This is a genomic window from Mesorhizobium sp. B1-1-6 (genome assembly GCF_006443035.1).
In the GTDB taxonomy this organism is placed as follows: domain Bacteria; phylum Pseudomonadota; class Alphaproteobacteria; order Rhizobiales; family Rhizobiaceae; genus Mesorhizobium.
The window spans coordinates 204110-222890 of sequence record NZ_VFWR01000012.1 but is presented as its reverse complement, the minus strand read 5'-3'; the positions used below and the strand labels follow the sequence as shown (position 1 = coordinate 222890).

The 18781-nt window shown below is 62.2% G+C and carries 19 protein-coding genes; 11 read left to right on the top strand and 8 right to left on the bottom strand.

Translation table 11 applies throughout. The features are described 5' to 3' along the window. Window position 1 precedes the first annotated feature (1 nt). The 6 genes from FJ979_RS23835 to FJ979_RS23810 all read left to right on the top strand — a co-directional run bounded on the left by FJ979_RS23835 (window position 2) and on the right by FJ979_RS23810 (window position 6863). A complete protein-coding gene (locus FJ979_RS23835) occupies window positions 2–1594 on the top strand; it encodes an ABC transporter substrate-binding protein (RefSeq protein WP_140583989.1) in 1593 nt (530 codons plus the stop codon). 111 nt (window positions 1595–1705) lie between these two features. Further along, entirely contained in the window at window positions 1706–2641 is a 936-nt protein-coding gene (locus FJ979_RS23830; RefSeq protein WP_140497345.1) for an ABC transporter permease, read from the top strand. 3 nt (window positions 2642–2644) lie between these two features. Next, the gene (locus tag FJ979_RS23825; protein ID WP_140497347.1) at window positions 2645–3466 is read left to right on the top strand and encodes an ABC transporter permease; all 822 of its coding nucleotides are present in this window, start codon (window positions 2645–2647) and stop codon (window positions 3464–3466) included. Further along, a complete protein-coding gene (locus tag FJ979_RS23820; RefSeq protein ID WP_140497349.1) occupies window positions 3463–4380 on the top strand; it encodes an ABC transporter ATP-binding protein in 918 nt (305 codons plus the stop codon). The genes FJ979_RS23825 and FJ979_RS23820 overlap by 4 nt, the downstream gene beginning before the upstream one ends. Continuing rightward, a complete protein-coding gene (locus tag FJ979_RS23815; RefSeq protein WP_140583987.1) occupies window positions 4377–5327 on the top strand; it encodes an ATP-binding cassette domain-containing protein in 951 nt (316 codons plus the stop codon). Before FJ979_RS23820 ends, FJ979_RS23815 begins: the two co-directional genes overlap by 4 nt. A 9-nt stretch (window positions 5328–5336) precedes the next feature. Next, on the top strand, window positions 5337–6863 hold the full coding sequence (locus FJ979_RS23810; RefSeq protein ID WP_140583986.1) for a M81 family metallopeptidase: 1527 nt from the start codon (window positions 5337–5339) through the stop codon (window positions 6861–6863). A 143-nt stretch (window positions 6864–7006) separates the two neighbouring features. On the opposite strand, the gene FJ979_RS23805 is transcribed toward FJ979_RS23810, so the two are convergent. From FJ979_RS23805 to FJ979_RS23795, 3 genes are all read right to left on the bottom strand, one after another. After that, the gene (locus FJ979_RS23805) at window positions 7007–7918 is read right to left on the bottom strand and encodes an alpha/beta hydrolase (protein ID WP_140583984.1); all 912 of its coding nucleotides are present in this window, start codon (window positions 7916–7918) and stop codon (window positions 7007–7009) included. Window positions 7919–8313: 395 nt separating this feature from the next. After that, a complete protein-coding gene (locus FJ979_RS23800; protein WP_140583982.1) occupies window positions 8314–9054 on the bottom strand; it encodes an SDR family oxidoreductase in 741 nt (246 codons plus the stop codon). Window positions 9055–9087: 33 nt separating this feature from the next. Further along, entirely contained in the window at window positions 9088–9300 is a 213-nt protein-coding gene (locus tag FJ979_RS23795) for a 4-oxalocrotonate tautomerase family protein (protein WP_140497359.1), read from the bottom strand. Window positions 9301–9425: 125 nt separating this feature from the next. Here FJ979_RS23795 and FJ979_RS23790 point away from each other — a divergent pair, with 125 nt between their 5' ends. Further along, window positions 9426–10364 (top strand): LysR family transcriptional regulator, encoded by a 939-nt coding sequence (locus FJ979_RS23790; RefSeq protein WP_140583981.1) that lies wholly within the window; start codon window positions 9426–9428, stop codon window positions 10362–10364. A gap of 58 nt (window positions 10365–10422) precedes the next feature. Here FJ979_RS23790 and FJ979_RS23785 read toward each other — a convergent pair whose 3' ends face one another. The 5 genes from FJ979_RS23785 to coxB all read right to left on the bottom strand — a co-directional run bounded on the left by FJ979_RS23785 (window position 10423) and on the right by coxB (window position 15994). After that, the gene (locus tag FJ979_RS23785; RefSeq protein ID WP_140583979.1) at window positions 10423–11793 is read right to left on the bottom strand and encodes a cytochrome c; all 1371 of its coding nucleotides are present in this window, start codon (window positions 11791–11793) and stop codon (window positions 10423–10425) included. A gap of 104 nt (window positions 11794–11897) precedes the next feature. Then, a complete protein-coding gene (locus tag FJ979_RS23780) occupies window positions 11898–12239 on the bottom strand; it encodes a hypothetical protein (protein WP_140525144.1) in 342 nt (113 codons plus the stop codon). 1 nt (window position 12240) lies between these two features. Beyond that, window positions 12241–12843, bottom strand: coding sequence for a cytochrome c oxidase subunit 3 (locus FJ979_RS23775; protein WP_140525143.1), 603 nt, complete (start codon window positions 12841–12843; stop codon window positions 12241–12243). Beyond that, window positions 12840–14783, bottom strand: coding sequence for a cytochrome c oxidase subunit I (ctaD, locus tag FJ979_RS23770; RefSeq protein WP_140583978.1), 1944 nt, complete (start codon window positions 14781–14783; stop codon window positions 12840–12842). The genes FJ979_RS23775 and ctaD overlap by 4 nt, the downstream gene beginning before the upstream one ends. Then, window positions 14780–15994, bottom strand: coding sequence for a cytochrome c oxidase subunit II (gene coxB, locus FJ979_RS23765; protein ID WP_246679369.1), 1215 nt, complete (start codon window positions 15992–15994; stop codon window positions 14780–14782). Before coxB ends, ctaD begins: the two co-directional genes overlap by 4 nt. 45 nt (window positions 15995–16039) lie before the next feature. On the opposite strand from coxB, the gene FJ979_RS23760 reads away from it, so the two are divergent. From FJ979_RS23760 to FJ979_RS23745, 4 genes are all read left to right on the top strand, one after another. Beyond that, window positions 16040–16435 (top strand): hypothetical protein, encoded by a 396-nt coding sequence (locus FJ979_RS23760; RefSeq protein WP_140564429.1) that lies wholly within the window; start codon window positions 16040–16042, stop codon window positions 16433–16435. Window positions 16436–16600: 165 nt separating this feature from the next. Then, on the top strand, window positions 16601–16804 hold the full coding sequence (locus tag FJ979_RS32685; RefSeq protein WP_181167659.1) for a hypothetical protein: 204 nt from the start codon (window positions 16601–16603) through the stop codon (window positions 16802–16804). Between the two features lie 37 nt (window positions 16805–16841). After that, complete coding sequence (locus tag FJ979_RS23750) at window positions 16842–18137, top strand: Nramp family divalent metal transporter (protein ID WP_140583976.1); 1296 nt, start codon at window positions 16842–16844, stop codon at window positions 18135–18137. 86 nt (window positions 18138–18223) lie between these two features. Further along, a complete protein-coding gene (locus FJ979_RS23745) occupies window positions 18224–18712 on the top strand; it encodes a hypothetical protein (protein WP_140497376.1) in 489 nt (162 codons plus the stop codon). The last annotated feature ends 69 nt before the right edge of the window (window positions 18713–18781 follow it).

Genomic DNA, 18781 nt, shown 5'->3' with positions numbered 1-18781 from the left:
GATGTTGAACAGACTTGGCTTGATCGCGGCGCTTGCGCTTGGAACGGCGACCGCCGCGCTGGCGCAGGACGCCACACCGAAGGATGGGGGGAAATTGGTGTTCACCGCGCCCTATGGCAACTCCATCACATCGCTGGACATCACGGCGACACCGCATACGCAAGACGAGATCGTGGCCAAAGCGATCAACCGCTCCCTCTACAAATGGAACCCGGAAAGCGGCAAGCCTGAGCTCGACCTCGCCGAAACGGTAGAGAAGTCGGCGGATGGCAAGACCTATACCTACAAGCTCCGGGAAGCGACCTTTCACAATGGCGACAAGCTCGACGCCGATGACGTGATCTGGTCCTACAACCGTCTTGCCGATCCCAAGAAGGCCCTGCCGGGCGCCGAGCAGATGTTGCAGATCGCCGGCGTCGCCGAATTTCAGGCAGGCAAGGCCGATCATATTTCCGGGTTGAGGAAGATCGACGACAGGACCATCGAAATCACCTTCATCAACCTGGCCGATCCGGGCTGGAACCTGATGTCCAACTATGCGCCGATCTACTCCAAGGACTATCCGGAGGATCAGCTGGCCTCCAAGCCGAACGGCCTTGGCCCGTTCAAGCTCGCCAATTACGTTGCGGGCTCGAAGGTCGAACTGGAGAAGTTCGACGGCTATTATGAGAAGGGCAAGCCGCATCTCGACAAGCTCGACATCATGCTGATGGGCGAAGCTTCGGCTCGCGACGTCGCCTTCCGCAACGCGGAGATCGATACCAACGTTCTCGGCCCTGTGCAGTATGAGGCCTACAGCCAGGATCCGGCGCTGAAGGATCACATCCTTGAGGTGGCCGAAGTCTACACCCGCAATATCGGCTTCAATCCGAAGGTCGAGGCATTCAAGGACAAGCGCGTCCGGCAGGCGATCAATTATGCGATCAACAAGGACCTGATTGTCGAGAAGCTCTTGAAGAACAAGGCTTATCCCGCGGTCTCCTGGCTGCCGATTTCATCGCCGGCCTTCGACAAGGACGCCAAGCCCTATGCCTATGATCCGGAAAAGGCCAAGGAACTGCTGAAGGAGGCAGGGTTCGAGACCGGTCTGAAGTTCTCGGTCACCGCGACCTCGAACGAAAGCTGGGGCCTGCCGATCGTCGAGGCGATCATCCCGATGCTGGCCAAGGTGGGCGTCACCGTGACGACCGACCCGGTGGAAAGCTCGGTCCTGTCCGACAAGATCCTGTCCGACAATTTTGATGCCTTTATCTGGTCGAACTCGTCGGGCCCGGATCCGCTGAAATATCTGAACTGCTTCTATTCGAAGACATCGCAAACCGCCTGCAACTACGTCAAGTTCAACAATGCCGACTTCGACAAGCTGATCGAGCAGGCAGGCAACGAAACCGATCCGGCCAAACAGAACGATCTTCTGAGGCAAGCCAACAACCTGCTGCAGGACGAGGCTCCGGTCTGGTTCTTCAATTACAACAAGGCCGTCATGGCCTACCAGCCATGGGTCCACGGGCTGAAGCCGAACGGCGCGGAACTGGCTATCCAGGATTACGAGGACATCTGGATCGACGACAGCGCACCCTCATCACGCAAGTAGCGCGATGGCATGGCTGGCGGGCGGGACCGGTTTGTACGGCCCCGCCCACCGCATGGCGCCCACTCCTCGCCCGCCGCATGGCGCCCAGTTGTTGAAAGGCAGGATTCGCGGATGTCGCGCTTCATCTTTCGTCGCACGCTGCAGATGATCCCGACCCTGCTGGCGGTCGTGCTGATCATTTTCGTGATATTCAGCGTCGTCCCCGGCAGCTTCATATCGAGCCTGATGTCGGAGGGGCGCAACGCCACGAATGCCGATGTGATGGCGCATCTGAACGAGCAGTTCGGGCTGGACAAGCCTCTGCCGGTCCGCCTGTGGGACTATCTGTGGGGGCTGGCGCATTTCGACCTTGGAATTTCCTACCGCACCCGCGAACCGGTGTGGAACGTGATCGAGCCGCGGCTCTGGCCTTCGATCAAACTGGCGCTGGCGGCGATGGGCTTTGCCGCGGCAGTCGGTATTCCTCTGGGATTTCTGGCCGCGCTGAAGCCCGGCAGCGTGTTGGACACCGGCACGATGATGCTGGCGGTTTCCGGCCTGTCGGTTCCCGAATTCTGGCTAGGTTTGCTGCTAATGTACGTCTTTGCGCTGCAGCTCGGTCTGCTGCCGAGCTTCGGCTACCAGCCCGGCGGCATCCGCTACATCATATTGCCTGCCATCGCGCTCGGCGTATCGCCGATGGCGCTCCTGGCGCGAACCACCCGCGCTGGCGTTCTGGACGTGATGAACGCGGATTTCGTGCGAACGGCGCGAGCCAAAGGGTTGACCGAACCGCGTCTGGTGCGCAGTCACGTCACCCGCAACGTGCTGGTGTTGATCCTGACCACGCTTGGCCTTCAGATCGGTTCGCTCATGGGGCAGGCGATCGTGATCGAGAAACTGTTTTCCTGGCCAGGGATCGGGTCGCTTCTGGTCGACAGCGTGTCGGCACGCGACATTCCCGTGGTTCAGGGTACGGTCATCGTGATCGTGTTGTGGTTCCTTGTCATCAACATGCTGGTCGATATCGCCTATGCCATGATCGACCCGCGCATCAAGGTGGCCTGATCCATGCGGTTGCGTTTCAATTTCGCCCTTGGCCTGGCGCTGGCGTTGCTCGTGGTCGCCGCAGCCGTCAGCGCCGGCTGGATTGCCCCGTACAACCCGATATTCGACGCCGACCTGATGAATTCTGAAATGCCGCCGAGCTGGGACCATCTTTTGGGCACGGACGGGCAGGGTCGCGACGTCTTTTCCCGTATCCTCTACGGCGCCAGGGTGTCGCTGACCGTCGGCCTCGTTTCGCAGTTGATCAACTCGTGCATCGGTATGGCGCTTGGGGTTTCGGCCGGTTATTTCGGAGGCTGGTGGGACGACCTGGTGAACGGGCTGACCAACGTCATGCTGGCGATCCCATCCCTGGTCTTCGCGCTCGCCATCATGGCGGTGTTGGGACCCGGCTTGCCAAGTCTCCTGATCGCATTGGGCCTGACCAACTGGTCCTGGACCTGCCGCATCGCCCGCAGCTCCACCTTGTCGCTCAAGAATCAGGGCTTCGTGCAGGCCGCCAGGGCGGCCGGCTTCAGCGACGCCAACATCATGCGCACGCAGATACTGCCGAATATCGTCGGTCCGGTGCTGGTCATCGCGACACTTGGCATCGGCGGCGCGGTTCTGGCGGAAGCTGCACTGTCTTTCCTCGGCGTCGGCATCCGGCCACCACAGCCGAGCTGGGGGAACATGCTGACCGACGCGCGCGAACTGATCCGCACCGCCCCCTGGGCCTCGCTGTTCCCCGGCCTCGCAATCTTCGCCACGGTCCTTGGCTTCAATCTGCTCGGTGACGGGCTGCGCGACATGCTGGATCCGCATATGAGGATAAGGCAGGCATGAGCGGCATTCTTCCCGACCCTGTTCTGTCCATCCGCGACTTGCGCATCGGCGTCGGCAAGCGGAACGAAATCCTTCACGGCGTGTCTTTCGATATCCTGCCTGGGGAAACTTACGGACTTGTCGGCGAATCCGGTTCGGGCAAAAGCATCACCGGCCTTTCGGTGATGGGGTTGCTTAAACGCCCGCTGGAGGTGACCGGCGGCTCGATCTTCTTCCGGAGCCAGGACGTGTTGAAGCTTGGCAGCCGCGCCAGGCGCCGTCTGCGCGGCGACCGTATGGCGATGGTGTTTCAAGAGCCCATGACGGCGCTCAATCCGCTGATGGCGATTGGCCGTCAGATCGCGGAAATGTTCGTCGTTCACAGGGGCTTCGGGTGGTCGGATGCGCGCAGGAAAGCCGTCGAGGCACTGGAAAGTGTTCGTGTGCCGGCGCCCGAGGAACGCGCCCTGTCCTACCCCCATCAACTGTCGGGAGGGATGCGCCAGCGCGTCATGGTCGCCATTGCACTGGCCTGCCGTCCCGACCTGCTGATTGCGGACGAGCCGACCACCGCACTTGATGTGACGGTCCAGGCAGGCGTCCTGGAATTGCTTGCCGAGCTTTGCACGGCTGAAGGAACGGCCGTGCTGCTGGTCAGTCACGATTTGGGCGTGATCGCCAATATGTGCCGGCGCGTCGGGGTCATGGACCGGGGGCGGCTCGTCGAGGAGCAGGACACCAAGGCTCTGTTCGAAAATCCGCTGCATCCCTATACCCGAGGCCTGCTCGCGGCACGCCCTCGCCTGGGGTCGCGAACGCTGGTTGGACGCGCCCGCCTGACCGAACTGGACCAGGTCGTGGGCAGCGAGGAGCGTGGACGCGACGCACCGACGCTGACCACGCCGCGCGGCCTTGGTCTGGAGGCGACCGCATGAACCAGCCTCTTCTGGAAATCCGCGACCTCAACGTCCATTTCCCGCTGCCGCGTCGCTCGCTGTTGGGGCCAAAGCGGACGCTTCGTGCCGTTCAGGGCGTGAATCTGACCCTGAACGACGGAGAGTGCCTGTCCATCGTCGGTGAATCCGGCTGCGGAAAATCCACCACCGCGCTGACCGTGATGGGTCTGCAGGAGCCGACTTCGGGAAGAATCCTGTTCCAGGGCAAGCCGTTGACAGGCCCTGGCGCTCCCGCCCGCAAGGAGCGCGCGCGCATCGCTCAGATGGTGTTTCAGGACCCGTATGCGTCGCTGAATCCGCGCCAGACCATCGGCCGCATGCTGTCCTCGCAGCTTTCCCTGCATGGAATTGTCAAGGGAAGCGAGGCCAGCCACCGCGTCGCCGAGATGCTGACCCGCGTCGGCCTGACGCCCGATCACGCCGACCGTTATCCGCATGAATTCTCCGGTGGGCAGCGCCAGCGGATCGGCATCGCGCGGGCGTTGATGCTTGATCCGAAGATCCTGGTGCTGGACGAGCCGGTGTCGGCATTGGACGTGTCCATCCAGGCGCAGATCATCAACCTGCTGATGGACCTGCAGGAAACGCTGGGCTTGAGCTACATCATGATCTCCCACGATCTGAGCGTGGTCGAGCATGTCAGCGACAGGGTTGCCGTCATGTATTTCGGCCGCGTGGTGGAAGAGGGTGACTGGCATTCGATTTTTAGTCGCCCGACGCATCCCTACACGCGTCGCCTGATCGGTTCGGTTCCCGATCCCGACGCGATCCTGACCGGGGCACGCACCTTGCCGGATGCCGCCTTCGTTCCAGACGCCGCCCGCTTTTCGCCCGACATTTCGCGCCGTCCGGATCCCGACGAAGAACACGAGCCAAGCGAGCTTGTCGAGATCGGCCGCGGTCATCGCGTCCGCCTCGCGCAATAGGAATTGCCGATGACCTTCACCGTCCTTACCTGCGAATTCATGCACGAGAGCAATACGTTCTCGCGCTTCCGCACCGACTTGCCGCAGTTTCAGGTGGACACGCTTCTCCTTGGCGACGAAGCGATCCGCGCCCGCCGCAACGCCAACACCGAACTTGCTGGGTTCATGGATGTGGCGGAACCGGCGGGCTGGAACGTGATCCACGCGATTTCGGCACATGCCGTGCCCGGGGGGCGGGTGACGAAAGCCGCCTATGACCACATCGCCGGTATTATCCTGGAGGCAGCGCGTTCGAACAAGGGCCGCCTCGATGGAGTGCTTCTTGGACTTCATGGCTCGATGGTGCCGGAGTTTTGCCATGACGGTGAAGGGTATCTGCTGGGCCTTCTGCGGGCCGAACTTGGAGCGGACATTCCTGTTGCGGTAACGCTCGACCTTCATGCGATGGTGTCCGAAGACATGGTTCGGGACGCGCAGATCCTTGTCTCCTACAAGACCTATCCGCATGTGGACATGCGCGAAATCGGCGCGCATGCCGCCCGTATCCTGGATCGCGCAATGAAAGGTGAAATCGCGCCCCGGACTGTCAGGGCGCATGTGCCGATGCTGGACGAAGCGAATTCCGGCCGCACCGACATTCCCGAGACGCTGGCCCTTTATGACCGCGCCCGCGAGGCCGAGGCCGAGGGCTTGCTCGCGGTTTCCGTCAATGCAGCCTTCACGGGCGCCGACGTGTCCTGCGTCGGTCCCACCGTGCTCGCAACCTATGACAGCCGTGATCCCGGCGCCAAGCCAGCCGCCATGCGTGTGACAGAGGAACTTGCGGACAGGATCTGGCAGGGCCGGACCAAGAAGCGCAATGTTTTCATCGAGGTCGACGAGGCTGCTGCCGAGGCGCATGCCTGGCGCGGCGACAAACCGCTTGTTATCGCCGATTACGCCGACAATCCCGGCGCCGGTTCCTACGGCGACTCGACCGCGCTGTTGAAGGGCCTGCTTGATGCGGGAGTAAAGGGTGCGGTACTCGCGCCGATGATCGATCCTCAAGCGGCAAATGAATTGCACCGTCACCGGCAAGGCGAAACCGTGACGGTGACGATTGGCGGCAAGGGCGACGCCAACTTCGGCGGCGGCCCGCTGACGGTGACGGGTGTGCTGACTAGGCTTTCGGACGGCGCCTATGTCGGCGACGGACCGATTCAGGGCGGGCTCACCCATAGTTTCGGCCCCACCGCCGTAATCGACGTCGACGGGATCGAAGTCCTGGTCGTTTCAGAAGCGCAGCAGATGGTCGACCTTCAGCAATTGCGCGCTTTCGGGATAGAACCGACGGCTCGCCGCGTGTTGGTCCTGAAATCGATGCAGCATTTCCGGGCGGCATTCGAGCCGATATCGGGCAAGGTCATCGTCTGCGATGCAGGCGCGCTGGCAACGCCGCGGGCAGAGCGGCGCCCCTATATCCACGCGCCGCGCCCGCTCTGGCCGCTCGACAAGGATTTCGAGCGCTTCGTTCGTCCCTTGGTCGACACATTCTAAATTACCAAAGCGGGCCAGTGCAGACGGCCCCTTCCTGGATGCGAATGCTGACAGCGAGCGCACTCTTCGCAGGCCCTGCGTGGCGACGGCGGTGCGATCGATCATCGACCGTCAAGTCACAGACATCGCCGATACGCTTCAGCTCATCTATTCGCTCCGGCCTGCGGGCCTGCCCGGGCCGTTCTTCGAGGCTCGGAAAACGGCGGCGTCCGCGCTGCATCGTGACGCGCGCCGTCCCGGTGCCAGAAGTCGAGAACGGCTGCGGTGATAGCCTCTGGCGCGTCCTCCTGAACAAGATGCTTCGCATCCGGTACGACAATGAATGGAGCGTTTGGGATGCGCCGCGCGAGTTCTTCACCATCCTTCAACGGGATAAATTCATCCTCGGCGCCCCAAAGAATGCTCACGGGGCAGCGGATTTCACCGTAGCGGTCCTCGACCTCTTCGCTGTACTTGTCGTCCATCTGCGCCACCTGGCGCCAGAACGCCTTCTTGCCCTCCTCGCTAAGCCAAGGCTGGAGATAAAGCCGCATCTCCTCTTCGCGCAATTTGTGCTTCGCTGCGGCACCGATATACGCGCGCAGGACGGCTTCATGGATATAGGCTGGTAGACCGGCAAAAACGTCTTGGTGCACCTTGGCCGCCTGCACCAGCGCGGATCCCTGCGGGCTGATTGCGACAGGATCGATCAGCATCAGCCTGCTGTAGTCGATGCCGTCCATGAGATGGGCGCGCAGCGCGGCAGACCCGCCAAAGTCATGCGCGACGACGTCCGGGCGCTCTATACCCCAGTGCTTTACCAGCGCCGCGAAAAGTCCATTCTGAAGACCATGCAGGACGTCGGCGTCCGGCTTGTCGGACTGCCCGAAACCCAGCAAATCATAAAAGAAAACCCGACGGTGCCGCGCGAGCCACGGTGCAATTCGCCGCCACACCAGCGAGGAAAATGGCGAGCCGTGCAGGAGGATCGCAGCCTGTCCCTCGCCGAGCGTGCCCCAGGCGATCGCATGACCGCGGTAGATGAAGCGTTCAGGCAGAGTCCAGTTCGCAATCATCTCGTCCTCCGTATCCAGAGACTTGTCGAGGAATCCGACAGGAAGCGGGTCGGACCGAAACTCTCAGCCATGGTGCGATGGTGCGAATTCCGGTCCTGGACAATCTCTCGGCGACAGAAACTCAGGTGGTAGCGTCGTCAGGCCAGCCGTGCAGCAGCAAAGCCGCTGTGTCATGCTTCGCGCCTTCCTCCAGAAAGGCGATGTCGAGCATTTGTGGCCGCGGTTGACGGCATGATGAAGCGCGCGTGGGTCTGCATCCCTGCCCAACGAGGACGGCGCGATCGGGTTCCTTGGCATGCGACCATCAGGCCGCTCTTGTCGACCTCCGTCCGAGGCAGCCCGTTCACGGAAAGCCTTCCCCTATCCGAGCCGGACTTGCTTCATGATCCTGTTCCTCAGATGACCCCGCCATTCGCTCGGACGATCTGGCCGTTGATCCAGCCGCTGTCCGGTCCAACCAGCAGGGAGACGACGCGCGCGATGTCGTCGACCTCGCCCAGACGGCCGAGCGGGTTCATCTGTTTGATACGATCGAGCGTAGCCTGATCCTTGCCTTCGAGAAAAAGCTCGGTGGCCACCGGCCCCGGCGCAACCGCGTTGACCGTGATGGCGCGGGATCCCAACTCCTTCGCCAGAATGTGGGTGAGCGCTTCGACCGCGGCCTTGGTGGCCGCATAAACGCCATAGGTCGGCTGGTAGAGTCCGACGACGCTGGTCGAGAAGTTCACGATGCGGCCGCCGTCGCGCAGGCGCCTCGCCGCCTCGCGAAGGCCGTTGAACGTGCCCTTGAGATTGATCGCGATGGTCTGATCGAAAGTCGCATCATCAAATTGAGCGACCGGTGCGAGCTTCATGATGCCGGCATTGTTCACCAGCACGTCGACGCCGCCATGGGCCGCTTCGGCGGAATCGAACATCCGTCTCACAGCTTGGGGGTCGCTGACATCGGCCTGGAAGGAGGTGGCCCGACCGCCGGCCTTTTCGATCTCGTCCACCAGCTTGGCGGCCGCTTTGGTGCTGCCTGCATAGTTGATGACGACCGTGAGGCCGTCGCTCGCCAGTCGGCGGGCGATGGCCGCTCCAATGCCACGAGACGCTCCCGTGATGATCGCAACTTTGTTCGTTGAGGTGGTCATTGTCGTTGTTCCTTTGCCGTGTTGTTGCCGACATCAATCCTTCGCTCGATATTCCTGCGGGATCACGAAGACCTCGTCGGCGCGGGCGTAACCGCCGTCCTTGACCTCCTCGATCAGGACCATGGTATGCGGCCGAGCGGCCTCGGAGAAATATTCCACGAGCATCGCGGTGGCCCGATGGACGATCTCTTCTTTCTGGGCCCGGTTCAGCGCCGCCTCGGGGACCTTGAAATTGACGAAAGGCATGATCTTCACTCCTGTCGATCTGAGGACTTGAATGGTGTGAAGATAGCCGTTTTTAAAACCAGCACTAGAAAGCCGATTTCAACATCACCATTTCAAAAGCCATAACAATCGACTACGAGATGGTCATGGATCGTATCGACGTCATGCGGCTCTTCGTCAGGATCGTCGAGCGTGGGAGCTTTGCCCAGGCCTCGCGGGACCTGCAGGTTCCGCGGCCCACTGCCACCCATGCGATCCAGCGCCTGGAAGCGGATCTCGGCGTTCGGCTCCTCGAACGGACAACCCGAAATGTGAGGCCGACGCTCGATGGCGCACTCTACCATGAACGCTGCATCCGGCTCCTTGCGGACCTGGATGAGGTGGAGAGCGTCTTCAGGAATGCTGAACCCAAGGGTCCGCTTCGTGTGGATATGCAGGGGACCATCGCGCGGTTTTTCGTCATGCCCGCCTTGCCCGAGTTCATCACGCGCTATCCCGGCATCTCGCTCAGCCTCAGCGAAGGCGACCGGATGGTCGACCTCATCACTGAAGGCGTCGATTGCGTCGTGCGAGCCGGCGAGCTGTCCGACTCGTCTCTGATCGGTCGCCGAATAACCGCATTCGAGCAACTCACCCTGGCGAGCCCAGCCTATCTTGAACGTTACGGCGTCCCTTCGACACCGGATGATCTCGGCGGCCATCACATGGTTGCCTATACCGCCTCCGCGACAGGGCAGCCGTACCCGCTGGAATTCGAGATGGACGGCGCGGCAAGGGAAATTCCACTGCCCTACGATATCGTCGTCCGGGGCGCCGAAATCTACACGGCCTCCGGCGTCGCCGGGCTCGGGTTGATACAGGTCCCGCGCTATCGCGTAGAGCATCAGATCGCCACCGGGGAATTGGTTCCGATACTGGAAACCTTCCCACCACCGCCGATACCCGTATCCGTGCTCTATCCCCAGAGCCGCCATCTGTCTTCGCGGATCAGGGTGTTCATCGATTGGCTGGCGGACGTCTTTCGCGCCCCTCGCGGCGCTGCCGGGAGTTCCTCTCAGAAGGGCTCGGTCGAGATATCAAGCTGAGGCAGTTCATCGTTGCACGGAAAGGCGGAACAGGTACGCCACGCTTCGGCACACCGTCTCATGGCCTGCCCCTCGACACGAATATGAGATGCCTCTGGTGCATTCTCAGGCGAAGGCGTCTGGCGAGCAGAAGCGCCAGACCAAGCGCAAATACGATGCCGCCCGCCACCAGCGCCTGGGCCGCCAGAACCAGCACCGTCTGCTCTGTCGTCGAGCCTGCCCGCATCTGGCGCACATCGGCTGCCGTGACGCTGACTTGCGGGTTTCCGAAGCGCGCTGTCACATAGTTTGCAAGGGCCGCCACCTGGCCGTCGTCCAGCCAGCCGTCAAAGGCCGCCATCGATTTGCGGCCCGCGACGCCGCCTGCCTTGACGCCTTCAAGGATGGTCATGACGACATTCTCAGGCGAGGTTACGCCGAGAGTGCTGTTGTTGGTCAGTGATGGATAGGTGCCATCCGCCGATCCGCCTCCATTCAGGCCATGACATCCCGAGCAGAGCGACCGGTAGAGATCGTCGCCCACCGCGACCCCGCTGCCCTCCACGCTGGTCTTCGTCCCGGCATCGCGGGCGGCTGCGGGCGGATTGGTCCACGCGAAGCGCGGCCGCTTCTCGTCTCCCGATTGGGCGGGCACGGTCCTGAGATAGGCGACGATGGCATGAATGTCGTCGTCCGAAAGATATTGCAGGCTGTTCATGACCGTTTCCGCCATCGGACCGCCCGCATATGCCTTTCCAGGCATGGCGCCGGTCTTGAGAAACCGAAACAGCTCCTCATCGCTCCAGCCGCCTATGCCCGCGATCTTGTCGCCGCTGATGTTGAACGCCTGCCAGATACCGGCGCTGCCGCCGGCAAGCTTGCGATCTTCATCCATGCCGAACGTCGTATCCCTTGGAGTGTGGCAGGCGCCGCAGTGGCCAAGCACCTCCACCAAGTAGGCGCCCCTGTTCCATGCGCCGGTTCGGCTTGGATCTGGTCCGAAGCCGCCGGCGTGGAGGTTGGCAAGTTTCCACAACCAGAGCGTCCAGCGCTGGTTAAATGGAAAGGGCAGTGTGTTTGGCGGCGACGGCTGAGAAATCGGCGCGGTCGTGAGCAGGTAGGCTCGGATCGCGAGCACATCCTCGCGGTTCATCCCGACGAAGCTGTCATATGGCATGGCGGGATAGAGATCGGCCCCGTCGCGTCTGACGCCTTTCTGCACGGCTCGCACGAATTCGTCGGCGGAATAGCGCCCGATGCCTGTGTCGGGGTCCGGTGTGATGTTGGTGGAATAGACATCGCCGAACGGCGTCGGCACCCGATAGCCTCCGGCGAAAGGCCGGCTCGGATTGGACGTGTGGCAGCCGACGCAATCGGCGGCTCGGGCAAGATATTCGCCTTTCTGGATCTCGTTCGCCCGCAGCGGCGTGCCAGGCGCCAGCGACGCCATGACGGCCGCGATTCGTAGGAGAACGGCGAGGAACGGAACGCTTGCAGCAGGCCAACGCAAACGCTGCCCAGGGCGGATGACCGCTCGTCGGCTCCGCTGCACAGTCACAGTTCGCATCCGCTGAAGATCAATCCGGCCGCCATTTGCGCCAGCATGACGAGCGTGAACAGGGCCCCGATGCCTACCGAAGTCCTGGCCAGAAACGCGCGCGTGCGCGCCTTCAGGGGCGGGCTCGTGCCGTGCCCTGGATCATGAACGGCGCGCCATGACAACAGGACGCCCAGCGCCGCGACGGCGGCGCCTGTCAGCGAGAACAGAACAGTGGGCTGAAACCCGGCGTCGCATTGCCAATATGCGATTGAATAGTCGAGCTGCAGCGATATCGCCCACGCCGTTGGTCCGGTGGCCATGCCTGCCCAGGAAACGCCCGTGCGGATCGCCTGCATGTTACATCCTCGGAACCCAGTAGATTACGAGATAGAGCACGACCCATGAGACGACCACGAAGTCCCAGTAGAAGGCATTGTCCGACACGTCGCTGAAGTGGCGTCCGGTGTTGCCTTTCTTGGTGAACATGAGAACGGCGAGCACGATCGTGTCCCCGACATCGGTGAGGAGGTGTGTCGTGTGCAGGCCGAGCAGGAACCAGACGATCGACCCGTAGGCGTTCTGGTCCCAGGAGATCCGGAGCGCGGGAAATTCCCAGATGCGCACGATCAGGGGAAGAATTCCGGCGATCGACATGACGACGATGCCGATGCGCACCTTCACAAGGTCCTGCCGCCGCGCCCAAAGATCGATCAGACGGTTGGGGACGGCGCTGGCAAGCAGAATGATCAATATTGCCGTGCCCGGCAGGAGGTCGGGTGCTGGCGCTCCGATCGGCCAATGCCGCGCCTGCACAGCCAGGTAGAAATAGGTGCCGATCGCCAGGGCAAAACCGGTTGCTTCAAGGGTGATGAAGGCCACCGTTCCCCACCAGATCGGGCTTGCCGATCCAAAATCATAGGTGGGCAGGTGGCTGACGTCGACGGTTGGCCGGTGTCTCATTCTTCGTCCTCCGGCTCGCCTTTCGGCCAGAACCAGCAGATAAAGCCGATCGAGACCGGTATCGCGCCCCAGACCACCGCCCATGGCGTGTAAATCGAGCCCAGAAACGCGCCACCCACGGCGACGGCCGAGAGCAGCGGCCAGATCGAGTTGTCGGCCGATGGCACGCGCAGTTGCGGCACCGCATCGGCGACCGTGCCGGCAAGCACTTCGCGCGCATCGACGCGCAGGCCCTCGACCACCGGGAGTATGTCGGGTTCGGCCCAGAGCGGCTCGCGATGGGTCACCACTGGCAGGCGCGAAAAATCGTAGGAAGGTGGCGGCGACGTCGTTGCCCATTCCAGTGTGCTCGCCCCCCAGGGATTGTCTCCCGCGAGGCGACCGTTGCGAAGGCTGAGCAGCATGTTCAGGACGAGAAGCGCGAAGCCGGCGAACACCACCAGCGACGAGATGCTGATGAACAGGTTCGTGCCGCCCCAGCCGCTCGCCGGCGGATAGGTGTAGACGCGCCGCGGCATGCCTTGCAAGCCAAGGATGTGCATCGGGAAGAAGGTGAGATTGAAGCCGATGAAGACAAGCAAGAAATTCCAGCGGCCGAGCCTTTCGGACAGCATGCGGCCAGTGATCTTGGGAAACCAGTAGTAGACGGCGCCGAGCAGGGGGAAGACGGCGCCGCCGACCAGCACATAGTGGAAATGCGCGACGACGAAATAGGTGTCGTGCACCTGCAGGTCGAGCGGCACCGAGGCGACCATGACTCCGGTCAGCCCGCCAATCACGAAGGTGAAAATGAAGCCGAGCACGAAAAGCAGCGGCGTGGCAAAAATCGGCCGGCCGCCCCAGATCGTCGCGATCCAGCAGAAGATCTGGATGCCGCTCGGAATGGCGATCATCATCGAGGAGGCGGTGAAGAAGCTTTCGCCGAGCTGCGGCAGGCCCGTGGCGAACATATGGTGCACCCACAGGCCGAAGGAAAGAAAGCCGATCGCGATCAGCGACAGCACGATCCCGAGATAGCCGAAGACCGGACGGCGCACGAAGCTCGGCAGGATAGCCGAGACGAAGCCGGTCGCGGGAATGAAGATGATATAGACCTCCGGGTGGCCGAAGAACCAGAACAGGTGCTGCCAGAGCAGTGCGTCGCCCCCCGCCGCCGGGTCGAAGAACCTGGTGCCGACCAGCCGGTCGAGGATCAGCATGGTGCTCGACACCATCACCGCGGGCATGGCGAACAATATGATGAAAGCCATGACGAGGACTGACCAGACATAGAGCGGGATGCGATCGAGCGACATGCCAGGGGCGCGCTGCTTGAACACAGTCGCGATGATCTCGACGGCGACCGCGAGTGCGGACACTTCGGTGTAGGTCACCATCTGCGCCCAGAAATCGGGGCGCTTGCCGATCCCATATTCAGGTCCGGCGAGCGGCACGTAGGAAAACCAGCCGGCATCCGCGCCGGTGTCGAAAGCGAAGGCGATCCAGATCATCAACCCACCGGAGAGATAGACCCAGTAGCTGAAGGCGTTGAGCCGCGGGAAGGCGACGTTTCGGGTGCCGATCATCAGCGGCACCAGGTAGATGGCGAACGCTTCCATGACCGGTACGGCGAACAGGAACATCATCGTCGTGCCATGCATGGTGAAGAGCTGGTTGTAGAGATCGGGGCCGATATGGCGTGCCTCCGGCGTGGCAAGCTGGAACCGCATGGCAAGTGCCGACAGGCCTGCAAGGGCGAGGAACAGGAAGGCCGTCACCATATAGCGCCGGGCGATCAGCTTGTGGTCGACCGTGACCAGCCAACCATAGAGGCCGTTCGGCGTCCGCCAGGCATGCGCCAGATAGTCGTGCAGTCTTGCCTCGTCGAGCCCGGTGTCGCGGATGCCTTTCAGGGCCGCTTCCTGTTTTCGCCTAGCCGTCTTCCCGGCAACGCCACTCATTCAAGACTTCCAAGATAGGTGACGACCGCACGAAGATCGTCGGCGCTGAGAGCAATGCGCGGCATCTTCGCGCCGGGTTTTGTGGATTGCGGATCGGCGATCCACGCGGCGAGCGCGCCGGGTGTCATGGCCAGCGTGTCGGCGGCCAATGCACGCCGGTTTGCGAGATGGGTAAGGTCGGGCCCGACCGCTCCCTTGGCCGGCGTCCCCCTTATCGTGTGGCAGAGCGCGCAACCGGTGGAAAGAAAAGCCCGCTGGCCGCGGCGTTCCTCCTCGCTGGCAGGCGCGATGGCGGCGGCGTCTTGTCTGGACCGCCATGCCTCGAACGCTTCGCGGCTTTCCGCGATGACGGTGACGGCCATGTGAGCATGCTGGTAGCCGCAGAACTCGGCGCACTGGCCGCGATAGATACCAGGCCTGTCGGCAATGAGGGTGATCTCGCTCGGCCGGCCCGGAATGAGGTCCCTTTTACCGGCCAGGCTTGGCACCCATAAGCTGTGAATGACATCGGTCGAATCGAGTTCCACCTTTACCCGTTCGCCGACGGGAAGATGGATCTCGTTCGCCGTGACAATCATGCGCGACCGATCATCGTTGGGATAGCGTATTTCCCACCACCATTGATGCCCTGTGATGCGGATGGTGAGCGTCTCCTTTCCGCCCAGCGAGGCAATGGATTTGCCGGCGAAGAAGCTCGTTATCGTCAGCGCGGCGAGAACCAGCACGGTCGCCGCGACGGCGCTTCCGACCGCGCGGCTAAACCTGTGCTCCTGATGGCTGTCGATGACCAGCGGCGGGGGTCCTGCTTGTGCCCGGCGCTGATGGAAGAGCGCCATTGCCAGGGCCAGCATGACGAGCAGCCAGGTGATGGTCGCCACCGCGCCAAAAGACCAGATGAGATCGAGAATCGCACGGGCATTCGCACCATGTGCGTGGAGTGCGGATTGCCAGCCGCTGCACCCGCTCAGGACCGGTGCCGAGACCACTGTAGACGCGAGGCCGAGCCATTTCAGGACGCCTGGAAGACGGCTGCCGGACGTGCTTCGAGCTGGACGTGCAAAGGCGGACGCAATGGGCCATTGCCGCCGTTGCCGCAGGCGGATGGACGGGCCCGTGCATCTTGCCATGTGAAATCCCCATGGATGCCAAGGCGATAACGCGAATCGCTGTAAAAGGATGCTTGGCAACGATGGCCGGCTTTTCTCCGCCATGCGATTGGCGCCGGGCCGATGCTTGCGCGCCGGGAGCGCAACCAAATGGCGGATATGTCCGTTTCTCCAGGCAAAGGCGCGGGACGCGCATCGGACGGTTCCACGCCGCGAAAGCTTAAGGAACTAGCCATGAGCAACACAGACAAAACGGCCGGCGGAAATCGAAGCGTCGCAGGCAAGGACGATCGCAGCCAGGACGCGACGCGCAACGACCGCCGAGGCAGGGAAGAGACGCGGCAGGAACAGGCTGCGGACAGCCATCCGGAAGAGGATCCGGCGGAGGGCTCTCGCCAAACGGTCGAGCACGAGTTGGACAGGCTGGATCGGTCGGGGCGCAGCGCCTCGCAATCCGCGCGCGAGGGCCAGGTGGAACGCGCGCGTGAGGAACTGCGGAAGCAGGTCAGCGAAGAGACGCAATTACCGGGACGAGGTTCCGCCTGACAGCGGCTGTGGATCGCCCCGCGGTTGGCTTTTTGTTTCGATTCTTCGGTGTCAGACGGCACGCAGGTCGTGTCGGGCCTGCCGCTTTCCGCTTTCCCGGATCCAGAGGGTCGCCATGAGCAGCGCCGCCCCGCCATAGATCAGGCCGGCTAGGGGAAGGTGCGGGTGAAGAGCCTCACCGCACTCTTTTCGACCGTCGGCCCCAGGCATATCCATGTCGATCTTCAAGGCGATGCGGCTCCAGCCGCATCAACGGCCAAGGCGGGCGCTGCGTTTCATTGGCGGTTGGCTTCCACAGGAACAAAAAGCTTGACCGGAGGTTCGAACCTCAATCTCGGCATCGGCACTTGGTCGGAACAATCGACATGATTTTTTCCCGTGTGGCCTCGTTGGACACGCATCTCCCATGAGTGGAGCAGCTGACGATGCCGGCCGAAGCGAGGGAGAGCGAAAAGACGGCGGCATCACACGCGCTCTCGGGCTCGGACTGATCACTGGGGCGGCTGACGACGATTGCTCGGCCATTGGCACCTATGCGAGTGCCGGAGCCCGGTTCGGGCCCGGCCTTTTGTGGACGGCTCCTGTCACTCTCCCGATGATGTACATCGTCGTCTATCTCTCGTCCAAACTTGGCCAGGTGTCGGGCCGTGGTCTTTTCAAGGTCATTTCCGATTTCTATCCGCGTTGGCTGCTGTGGTCCGTGCTGGTGGGCGTGCTGATCGGCAACACGATCGAGGCAGCCGCCGACCTTGGCGCGATGTCGGCGGCTGTCGTGCTGTTCGTTCCGCTGCCTTCAAACTCGGTCGTCATCGGTGTCGCGATGATTATTTTTGCCTTGCAGATGTTCGGATCCTACAAGCTAATCCGCAACATATTCCGGTGGTTGGCACTGGCCCTGCTCGCCTATGTGGTCTCCGCTGTGCTCGCCAAGCCGGATGTGGTCTCGGTGCTGCGCGGCACTCTGCTGCCGAAAATCGAGTTCAGCCGCGAATATCTGTCCATCATCGTCGCCATCATCGGCACGACGCTGTCCGCCTATCTCTACACCTGGCAGTCCAACCAGGAGGTGGAGGAGGAGATCGCCAAGGGCAGAACGAGCCTCGAAGAGCGCAAGGGAGCCACCGAGGGTGAACTCCGCCGGTCCCGGCGCGATATCCTGATCGGCATGATCTTTTCCAACCTGATCATGTATTTCATCATCCTTTCGACCGGATCGACGCTGTACGAGGCGGGGCATACCCAGATCGAAACGGCAGCGCAGGCGGCCGAAGCGCTGCGGCCGCTTGCGGGCGACGCGGCCGGAATTCTCTTTGCGGCCGGGGTGATCGGCGTCGGCTTCCTGGCGGTGCCGGTCATGACTGCCGGCGCCGCTTTCGATTTCGCGCAGGCCATGGGGTGGAAGAATGGCTTGAACGCCAAGCCCCGGCATGCGCCCAAATTCTACATCGCGACGGGAGTGATCACCCTGGTGGCGGTGGGTCTCAATTTCTTTGGCTTCAACCCGATGAAAGCCTTGGTCTGGTCCGGCATCGTGCAGGGTTTTTCGACGCCACCTCTGCTGCTTCTCATGCTCATCATGACCAACAATCGCAAGATCATGGGCGACAAGGTCAACAGCAGGGCCACCAACATTCTGGGTGGCGTGACGACCATAGCGGTCTTTGCGGCGTCCGCGGGACTGGTGGCGACCTGGTTCATGTAGTTCGCCGGCGCGGAAAGGACGTTCAGGCGCAGTGGAACATCCACGGTCAACTCTCGTTGAAATGCGTGTGAGAGAAAGGGCTGTCCATGTCAAAGCTCCAAGCCGCCACTCAAGAGCATTTAGAGCAACTGAGACTCGAGGCTTCGGCTCGTTTCGCCCCGATGATGCTGCATGAGGCATTGTTGCGTCTTTCCCGGGCCTGCGGGGGTGATAGCCTTGCCCGGTTCGAGAAAGCCATGGTCGATCAGATCGAGGCGACCAAGGACGATCGAGCCGATTTCGAGGCAATCAAGGAATTCGCGATCGAACAGCTTTATGCCTGGATCAGGAACGCGAACGAATCGCCGGATAAGAAGCAACCGCTGGAAAAGATAGAGGACCGCAGAACCCCCGGCCGCTCGGAAGAGCCGCAAACGCTGGAGGATCAGCTGCAGGCCGGTCTGGAAGATTCCTTTCCCGCAAGCGACCCGCCAGCGGTGGTGTCCACCTCCATTCCAGGCGGAGCCAAGAAGCTGGTCGGAACCGACGAAGTGCTGAGAAAACAGCGGGAGGCCAAGGAGCAAGACCGCCCCTAGCCCGCACCGACTGGAATCCCGCTGGCCGAACCGCCGCTCACGGACGGGAATCCGTGCTGGGTAGATCGC